We start from the raw sequence: 18931 nt of genomic DNA, 5'->3' as shown, positions 1-18931 counted from the left end.
GCGGTTAGCCCCTTTAGACAAAGGAATTTCGTACTTTGCATTTATAATTTGATCTTGAAATAGATATAAATAAGAGTCGGAAAATATGTCAGGTAAAATCGTCAATACTACTATGAAAGCTCTATATCGGTTATTTTTTCAGGTTGATAAAGCTATTTTACTTGGAGTAGTTTGTGTCTTATGCCTAAGTTGCAAGAAAAAGGATCCTGTAATTCATGATGCCATGAATTGGAAGGAAGTCTCTGTTTCTGCTAGTGCATATAACTCCTTACCAAATCAAACTACTAATGTAGGAAACCCTTTGATTACAGCTTTTGGAGATACTTTAAAACCAGGTAAAAGATCTATTGCAGTATCTAGAGATCTAATAAAAAAGGGATTGACATATAATACACCGGTAAGAATTGATGGTTTGCAAGGGATCTACTTTGTTAAGGATAAAATGCACCATAGATGGAGAAATAAGATAGATATTTATATGGGTGAGAACGTAGATTCCGCCAGAATTTGGGGAAGGAAGAGAGTGCTAATTCATTATTTAGTAGTTAAAGATTCAATTAATGAGTAAGCTTGCGGTTTTTAATATTAAGAAATAGAGATTTCGTTTTATGAGACAATATATTTATGAGTTTATCATGAACTCTCAAGAGTTCATTTATAAGAAATTTAATCAGAAGAATAGTAAATGGCCTTACTTTCTGCTAATCTTCTTTTTGCTGATTGTAGTTGTAGTAGGAATAAACATTTTTATAGAATTAACAGATGAGCTTACCAGTAAAGTAATAATTGGTTATGACAGCGCTATTACTAATTATGTTATTTCATATAGAACTCCAAGCCTAAATAAATTTATGCAGTTTATCACTAATGTGGGAGATATCTATGGCTACCTAATCTTAGCTGCTGTATTTACACTTTTCTTCTATTTAAAATTTAAGAATTGGCGCTACGTTATACAAATGCTTATTGTATTGGGTATGGCCGCTCTTTCAAATTCCGCACTTAAACAAGTAATTAATAGAGCTCGCCCAGATGCATTACATCTCGTTTCTGTACAAACCCTTAGCTATCCTAGTGGGCATGCCATGAGCGCTATTGCTTTTTATGGATTTATGATCTATCTAAGCTTTGTACTTATCAAAAGTAACTGGCTTAAGTATAGCCTAATATTTCTCTTTGGTTTTCTTATTGTGGCAATAGGTATTAGTAGAATATATTTAGGAGTTCATTACCCTTCAGATATTGCAGGTGGTTATATAGCCGGTTTTATATGGGTAGTTTTCTGTATCACTGTTTTTAATATCGTAGATCTTTTTAGACGAAAAGAGCAAGTCAAATAATCTTTGAATTTGAAGCAATTCATATGATAATCAATAATTCTATTATGCCAAGAAGTTTTAGATCTTCTCTTATTATATTAATATTACTATTTAATTTAGCTACCATTTTCGCGCAAACTGATAGTAGCAATGAAGCAAAGGTTTTAACTATAGGGTTAACCGAAGCTCCACCTTTTATTATTAAAACGGGAGATCAATTTTCCGGATTGAGCATTTCATCTTGGGAATTAGTGAATAAAGAACTAGACGCTAACTTCAGATATAAATATTACTCCTCTTTAAGCGATTTGCTCTTAGCTGTAGAAAGCAATGAGGTAGATCTAAGCATAAATCCTATCACAGTTACAGATAATAGGATGAAAAAGTTAGAATTTTCACAACCCTATTTTATCTCTCATACAGGAATTGTAAAGCATAAAGAATCTGAGGTCTGGAACTATCTGAAAAATTTAATAAGCTGGAATTTTATTTCAGCAATTTTAATCTTACTGGGAGTGATTTTTTTCTTCGGATTTTTAGTCTGGTTATTTGAAAGAAAACATAACGCAGAAGAATTTGGTAATGGCACTAAAGGTATTATGGAGGGGTTTTGGTGGAGTGCTGTAACTATGACAACTGTTGGTTATGGAGATAAATCGCCAAGAACTTTAGGGGGAAGAATTATCGGACTTATATGGATGTTTCTAGCTATAATAATGATCTCGAGCTTAACTGCAGGAATTGCTTCTTCACTTACCGTGAAAAATATGAATAATGAGATCACAGAAGTAAATGATCTGGATAGATTTAATGTAATTACCGTTGGTAGTTCTAGTGCTCAGGAATTATTAGAGCTTTATGGTATCCAGAATGACGTTGTTTTTAATCAAAAAGAAGGTATAGATGCATTGATATACAAAAAAGCAAATGTGTTTGTATATGATAAGCCAATTTTGACTTATGAAATTTCCAAAAGAAACCTAGGTGATAAGTTAGAAATACTTGAAAAAAACTTAAAGAAAGATTATTACAGTTATACTTTCCCTAAGGGATCTAAGTTGGTAAAGATTATAGATCCCTTATTGATAAGTACCCTTAAAACTGTTAAGTGGAATAAGTTGGTTAGTGAATATAATTAAATTCTAAAATCAATTATTTCAAACCCAGATAACCTAAAACTATCCACAATAGGATAAAAACAACAATTATTCCTACACATCCACAGCCTCCGCCAAATTTTTTAGCACCCCAGCCTGCAAGTAATGCTCTCAATAAAGTTTTCATTTGATATTCATCTTTTGGTTAGTGAAATAAAAGTAGTTTCTTTCAAGATTTCCTAACTCAATTTTAGGAAAATATTAATTCTCAAATCTGTGTTAATTTATTGATGCTTTTAATTTTGACATTAGAAAATCATTAAATTTAATAGGTTGGAATTTTCCAATTCTAATTCATATAAATTGATTTAACCTAAAGCTGATATTTTATGGAAACGCACTTAGAGAAACCATCAGGATTGAAACAGACCATTATTGTCATGTTACTAATCATCGCATTTAGTCTAACCTATTTACTAGGGATCTCGGTAGATCTATGGTAATTTTTTTATGAGATCTTAATTTCATTTAGAAGTAAAAAGGCATTGTTCACATATTCCTTTTCTAAGAACAAAGCAAAATAATTAGATGTAGAGATCATTTCAAAAACAGGGATACCTTCGTATGCTAGTAATTTAAAAATATAGAAATATAAACCTACAGACTTCGCACTATTTTTTGGTAATTCTATAGTAATACTTGATAATTCACTTTTTACAGTGACTAGATTTTCATTTTTAAAACAATTCTGAACGGTTTCATTCAATTCTCCTGAAACCAATATATTGCTTTCCCTATAATTGCTGGAATAGTTAAAGTAAATACCTATTTGATCCTTTACAATATTTAATAACTCTGCTTGGCTAGCCAGAATTGTATTAGAGTTGAGGTAGGTATATTCTGTTATACCAGACCTAACTACAATATCTCCCATTTCACGAAGATTGTTTTGCTTACTTAAATTTCGCTGAGGCGCATAACGTCTCAACGCCATAATTATAGAACCTTGCTTAACAGTTTTTCTGAGTTCTTTTTCTATTTCTGGTTGCAAATAAGCTGCTAGAGAACTATAGTTTATAAGGTCTTTGGAAATAGCGTCATCTAAGAATGGCTGATGCCTTAACATATTATGAACGCAAGAGGTAATGGTATTCATTGTTAAATAATATACATTTTGTGCAAATGTATATAAATTCTATTTGATTTTTTACTGAAATTTAAGATTTGAGTACCTATGCATTATAATTAAATGAAGATGAAAATATTAAAATTTGGAGGAACTTCTGTTGGATCTGCTACCAGTATCAAGAATGTTAGTAGTATTATTAGTTCTATTGAAGGAGAGAAGATTGTAGTGCTCTCTGCTATGAGCGGAGTTACTAACAAACTTGTAGAATTATGTTTATTTTTCAAAGATGGGAATTCAGATCAGATCCATATTATAATTAACGAGTTAAAAGTAAAGCATGAGAATTTGCTGGATGAACTTATTAGTTCTTCAGAAAAGAATGAAAACACTAAAACAGATTTAAATACCCATTTTACTATTTTAGAAGAAATTTTGAAAAGGGATTATTCTGAAATTGCAGAAGCTAAAATTCTCACTTTTGGAGAAACCATTTTAACAATGATATTTTCTAAGTATTTAGAATTTATTGATTTCCAAAATACTTTATTAGATGCCAAAAAATTCATGGTTGTTGCAAACTTAGAATTCCCTGATACAGAAAAGGTTGGTAGGCTTTTAAAACCATTACTTAAAAATACATCTTCAGATGCCTTGTATATTACTCAAGGTTTTGTTAGAATAGATAAATTCAATAAGATAAGTACTTTAAAAAGAGGAGGAAGCGACTTTTCTGCTACAATTTTAGGGGCAGCCATAAATGCTACCGAAATTCAAATATGGACAGATATTAATGGTTTCCATAATAACGATCCCAGATATGTGGAGAACACTCATGCTATAAAAGAGCTCAGTTTTGAAGAAGCTGCAGAACTTGCATACTTTGGTGCTAAGATCTTACACCCACAAACAGTTTCTCCTGTTATTGAAAAAAATATTCCAATATATTTAAAAAATACTTTTACTCCGGAGGAAGATGGAACAAGAATCTCATCAGAAGTCACTTCTCACGGATTAAAAGCAATTTCTGCCAAGGATGGCATTACCGCCATTAAAATTAAATCTAATAGAATGTTGATGGCACATGGATTTTTAAGAAAGATCTTTGAAGTTTTTGATCTTCACGAAACCGCTATAGATATGATTACTACTTCTGAAATAGCAATTAGTTTAACTATAGATGATACCATAAATCTAGATGCAATTCTAAATGATCTTGAAAGTTATGGTGAGATAACCGTAGAAACAGATCATAGTATTATTTGTATTGTAGGAGAAGGTTTAATAGATGAGAAAAACACCGCCAATCTTTTTGAAATTCTGAAAGATATACCGGTGCGAATGATCTCTTACGGAGGAAGTATTAATAATGTCTCATTGCTAGTATCTACTCAAAATAAGATTAGAACACTACAGGAACTACATATAAAATTATTTGAAAATAGAAACGAACCAGTACTATTTTAAGATCGATTTGCTTAAGATGTTTGTTTATTTGTTGTTTGTAATGATCACCCTCATTTGGGTGATCATTTATTTTGTGTAGACTCTAACTTATTTTTTGTTTCTATATATTTAGATAAGTAATAGGTACTCTTTAGTAAATGATGATCTAAGATCTGCCCGAATATATTATTATGTCTTTCAGCTTCTAGATGTTCAATACCATATTTCAATCTATCTGCAAATCGTAACGTATGTTCAGTTTTAGAAAATCTAATGTTCAGGATTTCAAAACCTTTTTGTTGCGCATCATACCAAATATCTTTTTCTGTATATAAGGTTATGGCAGTATCTGCAAAAGCTTTTGGAGAATTCTTTATAAAACCATTCCAAGGCAAGGTATCGTTAATTCCCTCGGCCCCCACACTTGTGGTTATAGATGGTGTTCCACATTGCATTGTTTCTACTAGTTTACCTTTTAATCCGGCTCCAAATCTTAATGCTGCTAGACTAACTTTAGCATTAGAAACCACCTTACGTGAATCTTGGGCCCATCCTTTAATATAGAACCTATCTTTTATATTTTGAAGTTGTGTAACCTTCTGGGAAGGATAAGAACCATAGATATGCATTTCAGCTTTTGGAAGTTTTTTCATGATCAATGGCCATATCTCTTCCTTTAAATATAGAACAGCATTAAAATTTGGTTGATGTCTAAAATTACCAATACTTACAAAGTGTTTTCTTTCTTCATATTCTGGTAGATCAACCGCATTAGATGGTTCTAGCAAAAAAGGTAAATAAAATAGGAGGGATGCGGGAATATTGTAATCTTCAACAAGGAGTTGCAACTCTTTTTCTGAAATTATTAATGATAGGTCACACCTATAAATACTAGCTAATTCTCTTTTAGCAAGGTCTGAAAGAAAAGTGGTTATAGAAAGTTGATTTTTAAATTCAAGTTCCCTTAGATTTCGTAAGAAGTGAAGATCTTCGGTATCTAATATCTTTAAAGCATTTGGACACTCATTACTAACTCGCCATCCAAATTGTTCTTCCATCATAAATCTATCAAAGAGAACTATATTGGGATTCAATTTTTTAATAAAGCTATCAAAGCTAGCGTTATTAAGAGCTATTGTAACACTTTCGATGCCTAGTTCCCCAAGATCTGCCATATGTACCGTTTCTGCAGCAGTAGTAGCAAAAGTGATCTTATAATTTTGGGAAAGAAAGAATTGCAATAATTGCATCATTCTGCTTCCTGCCGCAGAGGAGTTAGGTTCTGGCCAAACATAACCAATCACCAAAAGAGTTTTCATGTATTTAATTTTTTCAAAAATACCTGAAATTTGAGGAATCTAGTTATACATGTCAAATAAATGAAAAGATAAAAAATAGAAGGCTTTACTATTGAGATTCAAATTTGTATTTCTTGTGACGTTCTTTAAGCATTTCACAGTTAAGATTTTTTCTATTCATCAAAACTGTTTTTCCAAACCAAGTGTGATATTTCTGCTTCTCTAAAAAGTCTAAATTTAAAGCAAACCATTCTTCATCTGTATAAGACCTATCAAAGAATTGTTCCCATTCTGCTCTTAAACGCTCATTTCTAAAAATATAACTTTCTATTCCTAAATGATATAGATCTGCATCACAAATAATCTTTTCCGCTTGTGTTTTAGGATTTTGAGGAATCTTGGTAGCAAGAATACAATTGATTACTATCTTCAATTTAGCCTCTGGATAGTCATGTTTTTGAAGATAATCCAAAGCATATTCCACGCTTTTATCCTCATGATCTAAATAGGTTTCTGCCATTCCGGTATCATGAAATAACGCAGCTATAAGAATTGGCTCTAATTCTGAACCAAATACTTCCTCATAGTTACCTATTGTCTTTACATATTTGTAAACCTCCTTTGTGTGTTGAACACTATGAAATGGCAAATGTTTACAACGGCTATTTTCTAAAATTTCAATACAATGGTCATAGGTTTGAGAGACAATATTTGTCTTATTAAAACCTTTAAGAAAATTTAATGCCATGGGGTATTTAGTTTGAAGCTAATAAATTAATTCGCGAAAAATGTGGATTTTATATCACTATCTTAACCATGTTTTTCTTGTTCCTAATTTACAAGATTTCAATTAATCCTTTGTCGAATTATTTTTTTTAACCTTTTATTATGCTCTAGCGTATTAGAAATGGCTAAAATTCCAGAATTAGATAATTCAACTATAAATAATTTTATAAAGTATTCTTAATAGCAACGTTTGCCATATAATTTTTGGGTAATTTAAAATTTATCCTAATTTAAGAATTAGAAATTTATGAGTAGAGGATTTGTAAAAGAAGATGATCAGGAAGAAGCACCATTTATTCCTCCAAGAGCCGCATTACCTGCGGGAGAAATTAATTATGTAACCCCAAATGGTTATCAAAAATTATTAAACGAGCGAGATTCTATTGAAAATAAATTATCTCACCTTGATATTGAAGATGAAAAAGAAAAGCGCCACCAAAGAGCTATTCTAACTGGGTCTTTAAATTTATTGAACGAGAGAATTGTTTCATCTAGGATTTTACAATTAGAAGAGCAGGCGCAAGATGAAGTGCGTTTTGGAGCCACAGTAACTTTTAAATTAGAAGGTAAACCCGCACAAAAATTTCAACTTGTTGGTGTGGATGAAGCGGATATAAAACAAAACAAAATAGCATTCGTAGCTCCAATAAGTAGAGGCCTTACAGGGAAAAAAGTAGGAGATAGTACCATAGTTTTTATAGGTGGCAAAAATCAACAAATTGAAATCTTAGATATTTCCTATTCCTGATTTCGACTTTGTAGCGTAAATTCAAGATCATCTTTAATATCTCCATATTCAGAAACTTCAATTTCAAAGTTTGCATTTTCAGCTTTAACAGAATAGTTCAACGTGTTTAACTGATCTTTATTTATTTGAGCGGTATATGTTCCTGGTTTAAGCCCTAAATAAGTAAAATAACCATCACCTTCTGATAAAACTTCAGCTACAATTTCACCCTTACTATTAAGTATGTTCACTAAGATTCTTCCCAGACCTTTAATACTTTTGTTTTCTTTAAAATATACCATTCCCGCTACTTCCCCAAGAACATCTATTGGTACTTCAATTTGTTGAAATTGATTAGGCAAAGTTTGAATTGCGATCTTTTCATGCTTTACTTTCCAGGCAATATTATCAAGACTGTTAGGGTCTACCTCTAAAATTATATTAATATAGGGTTGAAGCTCGGTAATTCTTATCACGGTTTCATCCTTATTAAAAGTAGTTCTACCTGTATTATTTTTTAATTGAACTCCTCTAACACCTGGTTCCATTGCATCCTTTAAACCATTTCCGTTGTAATCTAAAAATGGAATAAGAGTAAGTGCTGCTTTAGACATTGCAGAGCGATTATTAGCAAGTACATATCCAGCATTATCATCTAACATTAAACTACCACGTGCAGATTGAACAAAGGAGGTATTAAGATTACTTAGTCTTGCCGTAGCAGAAGTTTGTGCAAAATCGAAGGCATATCTTATACCAACTTCAAATATATGGGCATTTCTAAGAAGATTGTTTTCATAGGCTAAATTGATAAAACCTTTGTTAAAAACACTTCGTTCAATTTCTAGATTTATGTTATTAAACTGACTTCTACTAAAGTCATATTGAATTCGAGGAGAGAATAAAAAATTATAAGGCAGTCTGTAACTTTGAGAAAGTGCAGAATAAATAGTTGGTTCTTTAGTTCTATCGTTATAGATACCATATGTGGTTAAATTAGTACTTACACCCATAATAACTCCAGATAGTAATAGCTGTGCGGTTGTAAATTCTGTAGTGGGCATGATGATCTGATTTATACTAAATCTACTGAATAAAGAGATATTCTTAGATCGAATAGGTGCTGAAAAACTGATCTTTCTTTCTTCTAAATAATTAAAATTGATAGCGGTTTGGTTTTCATCATACTTAATGTAATTAAAATCGATCTGAAGATTTTTGGGAGTGCGGTAACTTAAAAAGGCTTCTCCTTTAACACCATACATATATTCTCCAGTAAATAGTAGGTTGGAAGCAAGTCTAATAGAAGTATTAATAAATGGCATTACCTCTGCACTTATAATTCCACTATAGTATTCTGCACCTCCTCCAATGGTCATGGAGTTACCTAATCCGTAATTAAAGTTTAAACGAGAAAATCTATTTAAAGTTTCGTTCTCAACGATTCCGGCACTTAAGGTATATTCTAATTCATTCTTAGGAACAAAATTATATGGAATATTGATCAATCTTTCTTCAATTCGCTCTTCACCATACGGACCGTAGAATTTTAAGCGAACTGCAGTATTTCCATACATAAGAGGCACATCAAATGTATAAAAGCCAGAATCGTCTGCTTTTGTGAAACTTACAAGAACATTATTCACATAAAGTTCTACGGTCCACCTTGCATCTGTATAGTCGCTTAAAATATAAGTACCAAAAGATCTTCTATTTTGAAAAGGACTATTAGTTATCTGCACACCACTAACTGGCGCAAATAGAGAGGATGTAGCCTGAGTGAAGATTCGGCCAGCGGTAATTTGTTTAAAAAATTTACTGTCATTATTTACAAATCGCCATTGGTAGAATTGGTTTCGAGTATTAAAAGGAACCTGAGTGGAGTAGTTAAGTAAAAGATTGGTTTCTCCTCCTAGTAACATAGTACCCAGACCAAGAGAAAGCCTGGTATCACTCCTGTAAGCACTTTGCTGGGTATTCACTAAACCCCAATCTAGAGAACCGGCTTTAAAAAACGGATAATTTCTACTAATGATGGTATCTGGTACCGTAATTCCTTGTACCCTGTCTAGATTATCTCGTAACTTTAATAATCGCATTGCCTTTATAACAGGAAGATCCTTTTCTGTATCAAGTTTAATGGAAAGACTCCTAAAGGAGAAATTGGTATTTAAGCCAAAGATCTCACCATACAGATTAGATCTTAGATAAAGTGTAGATTGGGACTGAATAAAATCTACAGGCTTTAATTCAAAAGTTTTATTTTTATACTCAATTAAGTTTGCTTTAGGGTTTATAATGTAAGTAGAATCTGGATGTATTATAAAACCTTCTACACCCTTGGTAGTTTCTTCATTCTTTATTTTTAATAGATCAAATAGATCTGAAATTGGAATATATGCATCCTGACCTTTGATGGCAATTAAAATCTCATACACTCCTAAATCTGGAATATTCATTTCTACGCCCAATTCATCATAATCAGGAATATCCTCCTGAGCGTAGGAAGTAGAATTTAATAGAATGCTAAGTATTACTACTAAAAATAGATTTAAGCGAAATCCAGTTAAAAAATAACAGTATGATTTAAGCATTAAATTAGGGCGTACTTTCTATTGATGAATAAAATTAAGGGTAAAGGTTCCGTTATATCTGCCTGGAAGATTGGAGGAGTTATCTGCAGGAATTCTTAGCGTTCCTCCTACAAAAACTTCATTAGGTATTTGTGCATTCGGGGCTTGAGTAATAAAAGTTCTTTGGCCAGTACTAAAACTATTAATTTCTAGATCTATCAATATTCCCGTATCTTCATTTTTTAATTTGTATACTCCCATATCTTCTATTTGAATAATGGTTCCGGGATTCGCATAAATGTCAAATAATGCTGCAGATACTGGCTGACCAAAATTAAGTTCGAATATGTCTCCATCTACTGTTCTTTGATCATCATAGCTTACACTAACATTCCCACCAGAATTTCCAACGGTGAATGTTCCAAAGTTCAAATTTCTAGACGTTCTAACTTCAACTTGCACTGGAATAGGAGGTTGCTCTTGGGCATTAATTTCTATAAAGGAAATTATGCACAATATCGAACAGAATATCTTCTTATAAAAGCTACTATTTTGCATAATTTAGAATTATCTATTAATAATGATCTTCTTAGCATAAAAAGCATCACCCACTTGAAGATTTAGAATGTATACACCATTACTGGTAATACCTTCAAATACAACTTTTTCTTTACCGTATCCTTCTTTAATCTGAAGCATTTGCCCTGCAATTGTACTAGCTCTCAAGATTCCTTTTTCCTGATCTTTCAAATTTAATTGCACATTAACTTCACCATCTTCAATCTTGATGTCAAAAGGTTCATCAAAAGCAATGGCACGGCTGGTCATTATTTCTTCAGAGAACATAAGTTCAAATCTAGTATTTACAATACCCGCAGACATCATAAATGTGTAGGTATCATTTTCTCTTAAATTTTGAACCTTTTTCTTGTCATGATCTATTAGATAGATATTGAAATCTGAAGCTAGATTTTCTATTGAAGATAATTGAATAGACATCTCACCAGCAATTTCAGCTTTTATCCCTAAAGGAATTTTTGAGTAATCGTTTCCAATTGGCGGTTGGATCGCATTTATGGCTAGATCTTTTTTATCTTCCGTAGTAGTATAAAAACTCGGAACGTAAGGATCTGTATTCATCAATTTATATGCGTCTAATTCTTTCTCAAAATTACGAGATGCATATGGTGAAAAATATAATACTAATGGATCTTTAGTTGCGGACTTTCTAAAACCTGCTTCTAAGCGAATAATAGGTTTGGTATTATTTATTGCCGACTTGTAGAATTGCTGATCAAAATCATTTACACGAACATTGTTATTCATACCAAAATTACCAACTACCAAATCCTTACTATCAGAATCGCTAACCTTGATAAAGAAGCCCTGCATAGAAGGTATAATGTTAGGAGAAACGTTACTTACAACAGGATCTCCTGTAGAAATATCATTAACGTATGCGGTATAGGTACCGGTATATTGACTTGTATCACTTGCAGTGAAGAAGTAGATTCCATTATCTATATTAGTCTTTGTCCATCCATTAGATGCTAGCCAATCTATAGGAGAAGGGTATGGATTTCCAACTAAATGAAATCCTTTAGTATAATCTCTGTGATTGTTTTCTAAAGTAAGAGTAGGAATTACGCCATTGTTAACTACACCACTTAACTCTATTGTTTGTGCCGAAGTATTAGTTCCAAAATTTAAAGCATAACCTTCAGCTACATTTAAACTATTTGATATGGTAGAATAATCTTCCCATCCTGTAGCATCTCTAACAACATTATTAATATTGATATTTCTATTTTCATTATAACGATAGAAGTTAGGGAAATTACTGCTTGGGTCTTTGAAATCCATATAAGGAGAAAAATCTCCAGCTACAGAATTATTGAAAGGCGTACTAAAATATTTATAACCAAAAGCTTTATCGATATATCGTTGCATTTTAATAGATCCTACTACCTCACCAGAACCACTTCCGTCTATAAGTGCAGTTTTGTCTTTATTAGAAATTAAGGAAACTAGATTCCCAGCATTAAAATTTCCTACTTCTACTTTTAAGATACCTGTTATTTCAATAATTGCTTCTGAAGTAACTCCAGATGTATTACTAATTCTTAGATTTTCAATTCTATTATTCTTAAAAGCGGCAATCGGAATGATCTGAGCTGAATTCCCTTCAAAAGAAATACTACCTGATTCAGCAATTAAGCTCCCAGAATTTTTTAAAGTTCCGGCAATCCTTAACCAGTTATTAGTTACTTCTATACTTGCATTACTTTCAATAAATAAGCTCTTGGCAAGTGCATTTGCTCCTGATGAAACCACAGGATAATTATTAGAGACCAGATCTTCAGGGATTCTAACATCAGTTTTAAGTGTTGGTAGTAAATTGCAACTCCAATTTGCAGTGTTATTCCAATCTGAATTTGCCGTTCCTGTCCAAGTGTTTTCTTCAATAACTGGTATATATAATACTGGAGAGTTACTACTACAAGATCCAGAATTAACGATACGTTTTACCCAAATATCTTGAACCAAAGTTTCTAGATTATAATTCTTTAGATTATTTACTCCTGAAGCATCAGCAAAAGTCCCTGATGGCCCTTGTGTGCTAATTTGCCATTTGTAGGAGACACTAGCGCCTTTAACTTCAGAACCTGTTATTAAACCATCTTCAGTACCTTGGCAAAATGCTTCTGAATAGGTAGCTAAAATAGATAGGCTTTTGACTGTTCCAACACATGGGTCTGTGAAAGAATTATTACTTGCGGCTATTTCAACCCCATTTTCCCCAAAAATTAGAGATTCTGATATTGCTCTACTGTTTACAGCGTGGCAGGAATTATCAATTTTAAAATTTCCGTTCTCAATTTGAGGAGTTCCGTAGCTTGCAAAATTCACATAAGTAAATACAGCACTACCAGGTGCTTTTAGATTTAAAATTCCATTTTCTGCAACAGTACCTTTTACTTGTCCGGAGGTTCCATTAAAATATGAGATATTATTATCTAAGATTTCCTGATCAATGGTAATTTTAACCGAATTTGAAATATTTGAATTGCAGTTTTGAACATTTACCTTTCTACGATACCATGTTGTTACTGTTGTAACTCCAGGAGTATAATTAGCTTCATTATTTTTCCCAGAAGCTGCAATAAATCCGGAATCTGGACCAGTAGTGCTAGCTTCCCATTCATAAATATAACCAGCACCTAAGTTTTCTCCTGTTATAGTTTTAGGTTGCAAAGCACCACAACTCTGTTGATCTCCTATTATAACGTTATTCTCTATGCTATTTATAACATTAACAGTAATAGAAGTATTTGGAGCAGTGTTTCTACATCCATTAGCATCTGAGATATTAGTAATATTTATTTTGGTAGTTTCTCTTAGATTAATGGGGAAATTGAAATTTTGATCATTGAAATTTAATTCAAAAGCCGCTCCGTTAATCGTACCACTAACTGCCCAAGGTGCTACTCCCGTTAGAACACCATTAATATTTACATTCCCAGCGCAAATAACGCTAGGAGCGTTTAATGAAATAGTGGGACTAATATTACAAGTATTTTGAGTTACGTTTAGAACCGCTGTATTAGAGATAGATACGCAACCATTGCTATTAGTAACAAGCAATCTATATCTTGAACCATCAATAGGGAAGTAACCAACAGTTTTTAGTTCTAATCTCTTTGTATTTGTTCCTCCGTAATTTTCATCAATTTCAATATCATACCAATTAGAGCTAAAAGTTTGCCATTGAAAGGAAAGATTATTTCCAGTTACTCCAGCTTCTATAATTGCATTATCTCCAAAATTAGCGGTTACATCTTTTGGTTGAACAGTTATAGGATCTAAATCTACCTGTAATTTGGCAGCATTTGAATATACAGTACAACTTTGATTGGAAACAGCTATTCTATAAAAATTATTATTAAAACTTGCCAGAGCACTAGTAATATTTAAACGTTCTGTATTAACTCCGCTGTAATTTTGGTTATTTGTTAAGCTAGTCCAGCTACTACCATTATCATTACTTACCTGCCATTGTGTAGAATCATTAGAAGTATAAGTTTGGAAGAAAATATTGTTCCCAACGCATACTACCTTATTGGTAGGCTGAGCATTTATTCCCTGGGGACTTTGGTTAACAGTTAATAAAGCGGCACTCGATGTTTTAGATACCCCATTAGAATTAGTTATAACAACTCTAAATCTAAAATTGTTCATCCAAGTTGCAGCATTTATTTTTAGCATTGGAGTAGTAGTACTTGAAAAATCTGTTCCATTAGAAATAGAAAAGAAATTATTTGAATTTCCTCCATCGTTCCGTTGCCATTGATAGCTTAATCCTTGGCCCTGGGCTGTTACATTTAATGTAATTTGATCTTTAGAACAGGAAATGGTGTTTTGAGGTTGCCCTGTTATAAGAATTTGCTCTTCTACTACAATAGTTGCTGGATTAGATTTTAAAGATGTGCTATAATTATTTTGGCCTCTATTATTGCCAATTAAGCTTGCAATTCTATATATATAATATGTGCCAGCCGTATTAAATGGAGCTACATTAATATTTGGTGTGTAGGTTGCCTGAGTAGCTCCCTGTATTGTAGTAGTGACACCATTTAAAGAATTACTATACACCCATTGGTATCCTGTTCCACTTGTACTAATTCCTGAAGGCAAATTATTAAAACTATCTCCAGATATAACTCGAGGATTGTTACTAGAATTAATGGTTTGACTAATGTTAGTAGAGAGCTTATTCTCAATTATTTTGATAGGTGTTCCAAAACTAACGCTGTTACCACCAGTATTCTCAAAATAGTCTAAAGTTAAGTTGCTATTCCCAGATAAATTTAAAAGTATATCCTGATTCCTATAGGCATGATTATTCCAATCATCATATATCAAGTTTCCATCGATGTTCAAACGAGTACCATCATCAGAACCAATATTAGTATAATACAGCCCTTTAAGTGAAGATAACATTCTATATCGAACCGAAAAGGTTTCAGTTTGAACTTGATCTGCGCAAGCACCATTACCTATATTAAAGAGGGTAGTATTGCCTCCAAAATTTTGATCGAAACTCAAAGACTCTGTGTAACCTCCTATGTAATTAGTGAAATTCTGAGTGAAAGTTCTATTTTGATTTGTTCCGTCGTACACATGACCAATCCAACTATTTTGCCCTATATCAGATTCTTGATATTGTATATTACTATTTGCTAAAATTTGAAATTTATCAGCTGATAAACTCTCTATTGAAATAGGTACATTAGGATTGGTAGAAGATATAAGTAACTGATAATCGGATCTAACAGGAAGATCAGCTCTAATATTTATTGAATGTTGAATTAATTGTTGTTCAAAGGCCACTTTTGCAGGACCTTGTTTATTGGTAAAATTAAATTCGTCTAAAGTTGTGAAAATAAGATTATTACCACTTCGAGTTGTATAACCAATTTGTAAGGTATAAACTGACTCAGTATCAAATCCAACACTTCCACCTCCACCATTTCTTACGGTAAATTGGAAATCTAAAGTTTTACCTTGGCAATAGCTAATTTCACCAGGATCTACATTTATAATTGTTTGACTCTGAGCACTAATTCCAAAAAACAAAAAGACAGCCAGGAGTAGGCCTGGTTTTAAAAATAAGAAAATTTTAGAATAGTTTTGCTTCATAAGCGTAAACCTATAGGCTTAATTCGCTAGTTGCTAAAACTTCATCTTTGTCTTCCATATAACTAACAGTTAAAGTACCAGAGTTTAGATCCACCTTTGAAGCTTCTCTAAGTTCAAAACTAAAGGCCCTTTTTGTATTTGGAGTATATATAGAAACACCTTTAACAATGCCAATCTCTGTTTTCTTACCATCATTAGCTATATGATTGGCGATCAAACTTCCGTAGACAGACATATTTCCAGTTCTGTTAATGGTTAAAGATAATCTTGGAAATTCGCCTTGCTTACTTAATTCTAAATCTGACAGTTTAATAATAGTATTAGATTCACCTTCTCTAATTATTATAGGGATACTAATACCAAATACAGTTTTGATATTTATAGAAATACCTTCACTACTTTCATTAGTCTCAGATCCTAAAGCAGTTTGCTCCTCTACGGCTCTAAAATACATATGAGACCTATATTCTCCCGGTTTAAGATTTCCTGTTTTAGTAAGTTGAACCCTAATTGTCTGAGCCTGATTTGGTGCCAAACTAACTCTTCTAGGGAAGTATCTTAAAAAATCTGTAGCGAATCGCTGCCCTTCTATTGGTTCTTCCACCTGTTCAAAATTCCCTTTTTCGGTCATTATATAATTCACGAAAGAAACGGCATATACAGCAGTATCACTACCTGTATTAGCGAGGTTAATCTCTTGAGATCTTTCAGATCCATCAAAAACCAGACGTTTAGGCATGATCATAAGATCACCCTGAGCAAATGTAGTTAATGAAGAAAATATAAGGATTAATAATAGGGTATAGGGTATAGTTTTTAGCATATCCTTGGGGTTGGATTAATGTTAGTAGGTTGGTTTCAAAGGTAATAAATTAGTTATAACCTGTTAAGAAAATACTAATTTAATTATAGGATACTGTAATGTTGAACCCAGAAGAGTTGGTATAGGTACCAGAAACCTGATTAGCTTCAAGGTTTAAGGTGCCTCCAATTTTAATAAGGTCCATAATATTCCCTTCTTGCGGTTTTACGGTAAAACGATTGATTGTTAAGATCTGGTTTGGATTTTCCTGATTATACAAAGTGAATTCTTCAGGAAGGGTGATTGCATAATTATTATTACCATGGGTAACCAAAGCCTCTGCAGGATTAACATTTCCAGGCATCGAACTCGAGATCTCTACACCAAATGCAACTCTAGAACCATCGGGAGATAGAATTACCTGACCGGGATTGTAAGCACTAATCACATTTCCAAAATCAAGATCAACAGTTTTGTCTATTTTAATTGGATCAATAATAGTTGCTCTACTATTTATAGCTGCAGAAGCTGAATTTTGTGCGGTAACGTTAAAAACGCATAAGATTATAAGTATGATGAAAATATAATTTTTCATTTTGACTCGCAATAACGGTTAGACAAAGATTCTTTAAAACTGAAAAACGCCGCCACAATGGGCGGCGTTTAATTATATAATCAATCTATATATGTTATTCGTAACTCACAGTTACAGCAACTTCACCTTTATAATTACCAGGTGCTTGACTAGCTCCTAATGCTATTGTAGCACCTACGGTAAAAGAAGAAGCGGTTACCCCACTATCAGATTCTAAACTTGTAACTATATTCTTAATAACGATATCATTTGCACCATCCAATTCAAGATCTGTTTTAGAAGTAACGATCTTATAAGTTAAACCAGTTTCTTTAGTAACGGTAAAAGTAGGAACCGATGTAGTTAAATTACCTGGAATTTTCATAGCATCCGACATAGTTCTTTCATTTGCAGGCGACAATACTACATCACTTGCTGCTTCTGGAGAAGCGATAGTTCCAAAATCTAAATTCCCAGAAGTTGTAAGAGCTAATGGCTGAGCAATAACAGCTAAAACATCAGCAGCTTCTTTAGATGAGTTTTGTGCGAAAGTTGTACCTGAAATAAGTGCTAGTAGGATAAAAGTAATTTTTTTCATGTTAAGTAGGTTTTGGGGTTTGTTATTTTTTTTAACAAGGCAAATATGACACTAAATGTCATCACCGTCAAAATATATTCGTTAAGCGGCAATTTATACTCGTTGAAATGCATTTAACTGTAGTTGGTTAACATGAAATTTAGGAGGAAATAGGATATAGTAAGAGAAAATAGCATTACTGAAAGAAGGAATAGCGTAATCTTTACTTATTTCTAAAATTAAAAGAGGAGGTTTAATAATTTAGCTAAAAGATTATTAATTATAATTTACTGTAACATTTAAACTTCCAGGAGTAGCATACATACCAGGTTGTTGATTAGGATTTACTTGTAGCGTGGCACCCACACGAAAAGTTTGGCTGCCACCTGCTAATGAACCACTATTTAGATCTGTGGTAAAATTCTTTATGATCATTTCTTCAGAACCGTTGGTAAGCACATGTTCAGATTTTGGTAAAGAGATATCATACGTATATCCTTTTTGTCCTGTTACCGTAAAACTTGCTGCCGCAACAGTGCTTGCATCATCTAATTCAACTTCTCCTATAGTATATCTGTTATTATCTGGAGTAAGAACTACATCACCACCATTCTTAGCGTCAATACTAGCAAAGTTCATTTGAGAAGTGGTAGTAATTGTTATAGGTTCTATTATAGTTGCAGAGGCTGTGAAATTTGCAGTCGCTTGAGCATAACCTACTCCAGATAGGATTATTAAAGAGAAGAATATGTAAAGAGAGCGAATTTGCATAAATGCTATTTATTATTAGCTTGATTAAAGATAAAAATATATTCCCGTTATCCGATTAAATACATAAATAATCGATGAAATACATAAAACTTTAAGATATAGTTAAGAGCATCTCATCTAGATAATAGATAAATA

The 18931-nt window shown here is 32.5% G+C and carries 16 protein-coding genes; 5 read left to right on the top strand and 11 right to left on the bottom strand.

Annotation, left to right across the window (positions count from 1 at the left end):
• Positions 1-85: 85 nt before the first annotated feature.
• From BLT84_RS12840 to BLT84_RS12830, 3 genes are read left to right on the top strand one after another with little or no spacing between them, the layout of a single operon-like run.
• Positions 86-568 (top strand): 3D domain-containing protein, encoded by a 483-nt coding sequence (locus tag BLT84_RS12840; protein ID WP_231929329.1) that lies wholly within the window; start codon positions 86-88, stop codon positions 566-568.
• Positions 569-608: 40 nt separating this feature from the next.
• Entirely contained in the window at positions 609-1340 is a 732-nt protein-coding gene (locus BLT84_RS12835) for a phosphatase PAP2 family protein (protein WP_091266427.1), read from the top strand.
• A 44-nt stretch (positions 1341-1384) separates the two neighbouring features.
• A complete protein-coding gene (locus BLT84_RS12830; RefSeq protein WP_091268221.1) occupies positions 1385-2458 on the top strand; it encodes a transporter substrate-binding domain-containing protein in 1074 nt (357 codons plus the stop codon).
• Between the two features lie 13 nt (positions 2459-2471).
• Here the strand turns inward: BLT84_RS12830 and BLT84_RS16340 are convergent, their stop codons facing one another.
• Positions 2472-2603: a hypothetical protein gene (locus BLT84_RS16340; RefSeq protein WP_034892953.1), complete on the bottom strand. Its 132-nt coding sequence runs from the start codon at positions 2601-2603 to the stop codon at positions 2472-2474.
• A gap of 321 nt (positions 2604-2924) precedes the next feature.
• Entirely contained in the window at positions 2925-3572 is a 648-nt protein-coding gene (locus BLT84_RS12825; RefSeq protein ID WP_034892950.1) for a hypothetical protein, read from the bottom strand.
• 99 nt (positions 3573-3671) lie between these two features.
• Here BLT84_RS12825 and BLT84_RS12820 point away from each other — a divergent pair, with 99 nt between their 5' ends.
• Positions 3672-5009 (top strand): aspartate kinase, encoded by a 1338-nt coding sequence (locus tag BLT84_RS12820; protein ID WP_091268220.1) that lies wholly within the window; start codon positions 3672-3674, stop codon positions 5007-5009.
• A gap of 62 nt (positions 5010-5071) precedes the next feature.
• Here the strand turns inward: BLT84_RS12820 and BLT84_RS12815 are convergent, their stop codons facing one another.
• Both BLT84_RS12815 and BLT84_RS12810 read right to left on the bottom strand, forming a co-directional pair.
• Positions 5072-6307, bottom strand: coding sequence for a glycosyltransferase (locus tag BLT84_RS12815; RefSeq protein WP_091266423.1), 1236 nt, complete (start codon positions 6305-6307; stop codon positions 5072-5074).
• Between the two features lie 88 nt (positions 6308-6395).
• On the bottom strand, positions 6396-7034 hold the full coding sequence (locus tag BLT84_RS12810) for an HD domain-containing protein (RefSeq protein WP_034892944.1): 639 nt from the start codon (positions 7032-7034) through the stop codon (positions 6396-6398).
• A gap of 285 nt (positions 7035-7319) precedes the next feature.
• Between BLT84_RS12810 and BLT84_RS12805 the strand changes: the two genes are divergently transcribed.
• Complete coding sequence (locus BLT84_RS12805) at positions 7320-7820, top strand: GreA/GreB family elongation factor (protein ID WP_091266420.1); 501 nt, start codon at positions 7320-7322, stop codon at positions 7818-7820.
• On the opposite strand, the gene BLT84_RS12800 is transcribed toward BLT84_RS12805, so the two are convergent.
• The 7 genes from BLT84_RS12800 to BLT84_RS12770 all read right to left on the bottom strand — a co-directional run bounded on the left by BLT84_RS12800 (position 7811) and on the right by BLT84_RS12770 (position 18796).
• Positions 7811-10393, bottom strand: a complete 2583-nt coding sequence (locus BLT84_RS12800; protein WP_091266417.1) for a hypothetical protein — start codon at positions 10391-10393, stop codon at positions 7811-7813. The two genes, BLT84_RS12805 and BLT84_RS12800, sit on opposite strands and share 10 nt — an antisense overlap.
• A gap of 18 nt (positions 10394-10411) precedes the next feature.
• On the bottom strand, positions 10412-10930 hold the full coding sequence (locus tag BLT84_RS12795; RefSeq protein ID WP_091266413.1) for a DUF4402 domain-containing protein: 519 nt from the start codon (positions 10928-10930) through the stop codon (positions 10412-10414).
• A gap of 9 nt (positions 10931-10939) precedes the next feature.
• Positions 10940-16072: a hypothetical protein gene (locus BLT84_RS12790; protein WP_091266410.1), complete on the bottom strand. Its 5133-nt coding sequence runs from the start codon at positions 16070-16072 to the stop codon at positions 10940-10942.
• A 10-nt stretch (positions 16073-16082) separates the two neighbouring features.
• Positions 16083-16895 (bottom strand): molecular chaperone, encoded by an 813-nt coding sequence (locus tag BLT84_RS12785; protein WP_091266407.1) that lies wholly within the window; start codon positions 16893-16895, stop codon positions 16083-16085.
• Positions 16896-16974: 79 nt separating this feature from the next.
• Entirely contained in the window at positions 16975-17469 is a 495-nt protein-coding gene (locus BLT84_RS12780) for a DUF4402 domain-containing protein (protein WP_091266404.1), read from the bottom strand.
• 94 nt (positions 17470-17563) lie between these two features.
• The gene (locus BLT84_RS12775) at positions 17564-18046 is read right to left on the bottom strand and encodes a DUF4402 domain-containing protein (RefSeq protein WP_091266402.1); all 483 of its coding nucleotides are present in this window, start codon (positions 18044-18046) and stop codon (positions 17564-17566) included.
• Positions 18047-18301: 255 nt separating this feature from the next.
• A complete protein-coding gene (locus BLT84_RS12770) occupies positions 18302-18796 on the bottom strand; it encodes a DUF4402 domain-containing protein (RefSeq protein WP_091266399.1) in 495 nt (164 codons plus the stop codon).
• Positions 18797-18931: the final 135 nt, after the last annotated feature.

The organism is Gillisia sp. Hel1_33_143, from assembly GCF_900104765.1.
In the GTDB taxonomy this organism is placed as follows: domain Bacteria; phylum Bacteroidota; class Bacteroidia; order Flavobacteriales; family Flavobacteriaceae; genus Gillisia.
Note: the sequence above shows the minus strand (reverse complement) of the source record. Positions and strands in the feature narration are given on the sequence as shown.

Excerpts from the sequence above, each read along its gene's own strand:
- BLT84_RS12805 (WP_091266420.1), top strand. The coding sequence starts at position 7,320 with ATGAGTAGAGGATTTGTAAAAGAAGATGATCAGGAAGAAGCACCATTT.
- BLT84_RS12810 (WP_034892944.1), bottom strand. The coding sequence starts at position 7,034 with ATGGCATTAAATTTTCTTAAAGGTTTTAATAAGACAAATATTGTCTCT.
- BLT84_RS12795 (WP_091266413.1), bottom strand. The coding sequence starts at position 10,930 with ATGCAAAATAGTAGCTTTTATAAGAAGATATTCTGTTCGATATTGTGC.
- BLT84_RS12780 (WP_091266404.1), bottom strand. The coding sequence starts at position 17,469 with ATGAAAAATTATATTTTCATCATACTTATAATCTTATGCGTTTTTAAC.
- BLT84_RS12825 (WP_034892950.1), bottom strand. The coding sequence starts at position 3,572 with ATGAATACCATTACCTCTTGCGTTCATAATATGTTAAGGCATCAGCCA.
- BLT84_RS12815 (WP_091266423.1), bottom strand. The coding sequence starts at position 6,307 with ATGAAAACTCTTTTGGTGATTGGTTATGTTTGGCCAGAACCTAACTCC.
- BLT84_RS12790 (WP_091266410.1), bottom strand. The coding sequence starts at position 16,072 with ATGAAGCAAAACTATTCTAAAATTTTCTTATTTTTAAAACCAGGCCTA.
- BLT84_RS12775 (WP_091266402.1), bottom strand. The coding sequence starts at position 18,046 with ATGAAAAAAATTACTTTTATCCTACTAGCACTTATTTCAGGTACAACT.
- BLT84_RS12820 (WP_091268220.1), top strand. The coding sequence starts at position 3,672 with ATGAAAATATTAAAATTTGGAGGAACTTCTGTTGGATCTGCTACCAGT.
- BLT84_RS12835 (WP_091266427.1), top strand. The coding sequence starts at position 609 with ATGAGACAATATATTTATGAGTTTATCATGAACTCTCAAGAGTTCATT.
- BLT84_RS12800 (WP_091266417.1), bottom strand. The coding sequence starts at position 10,393 with ATGCTTAAATCATACTGTTATTTTTTAACTGGATTTCGCTTAAATCTA.
- BLT84_RS12830 (WP_091268221.1), top strand. The coding sequence starts at position 1,385 with ATGCCAAGAAGTTTTAGATCTTCTCTTATTATATTAATATTACTATTT.
- BLT84_RS16340 (WP_034892953.1), bottom strand. The coding sequence starts at position 2,603 with ATGAAAACTTTATTGAGAGCATTACTTGCAGGCTGGGGTGCTAAAAAA.
- BLT84_RS12840 (WP_231929329.1), top strand. The coding sequence starts at position 86 with ATGTCAGGTAAAATCGTCAATACTACTATGAAAGCTCTATATCGGTTA.
- BLT84_RS12770 (WP_091266399.1), bottom strand. The coding sequence starts at position 18,796 with ATGCAAATTCGCTCTCTTTACATATTCTTCTCTTTAATAATCCTATCT.
- BLT84_RS12785 (WP_091266407.1), bottom strand. The coding sequence starts at position 16,895 with ATGCTAAAAACTATACCCTATACCCTATTATTAATCCTTATATTTTCT.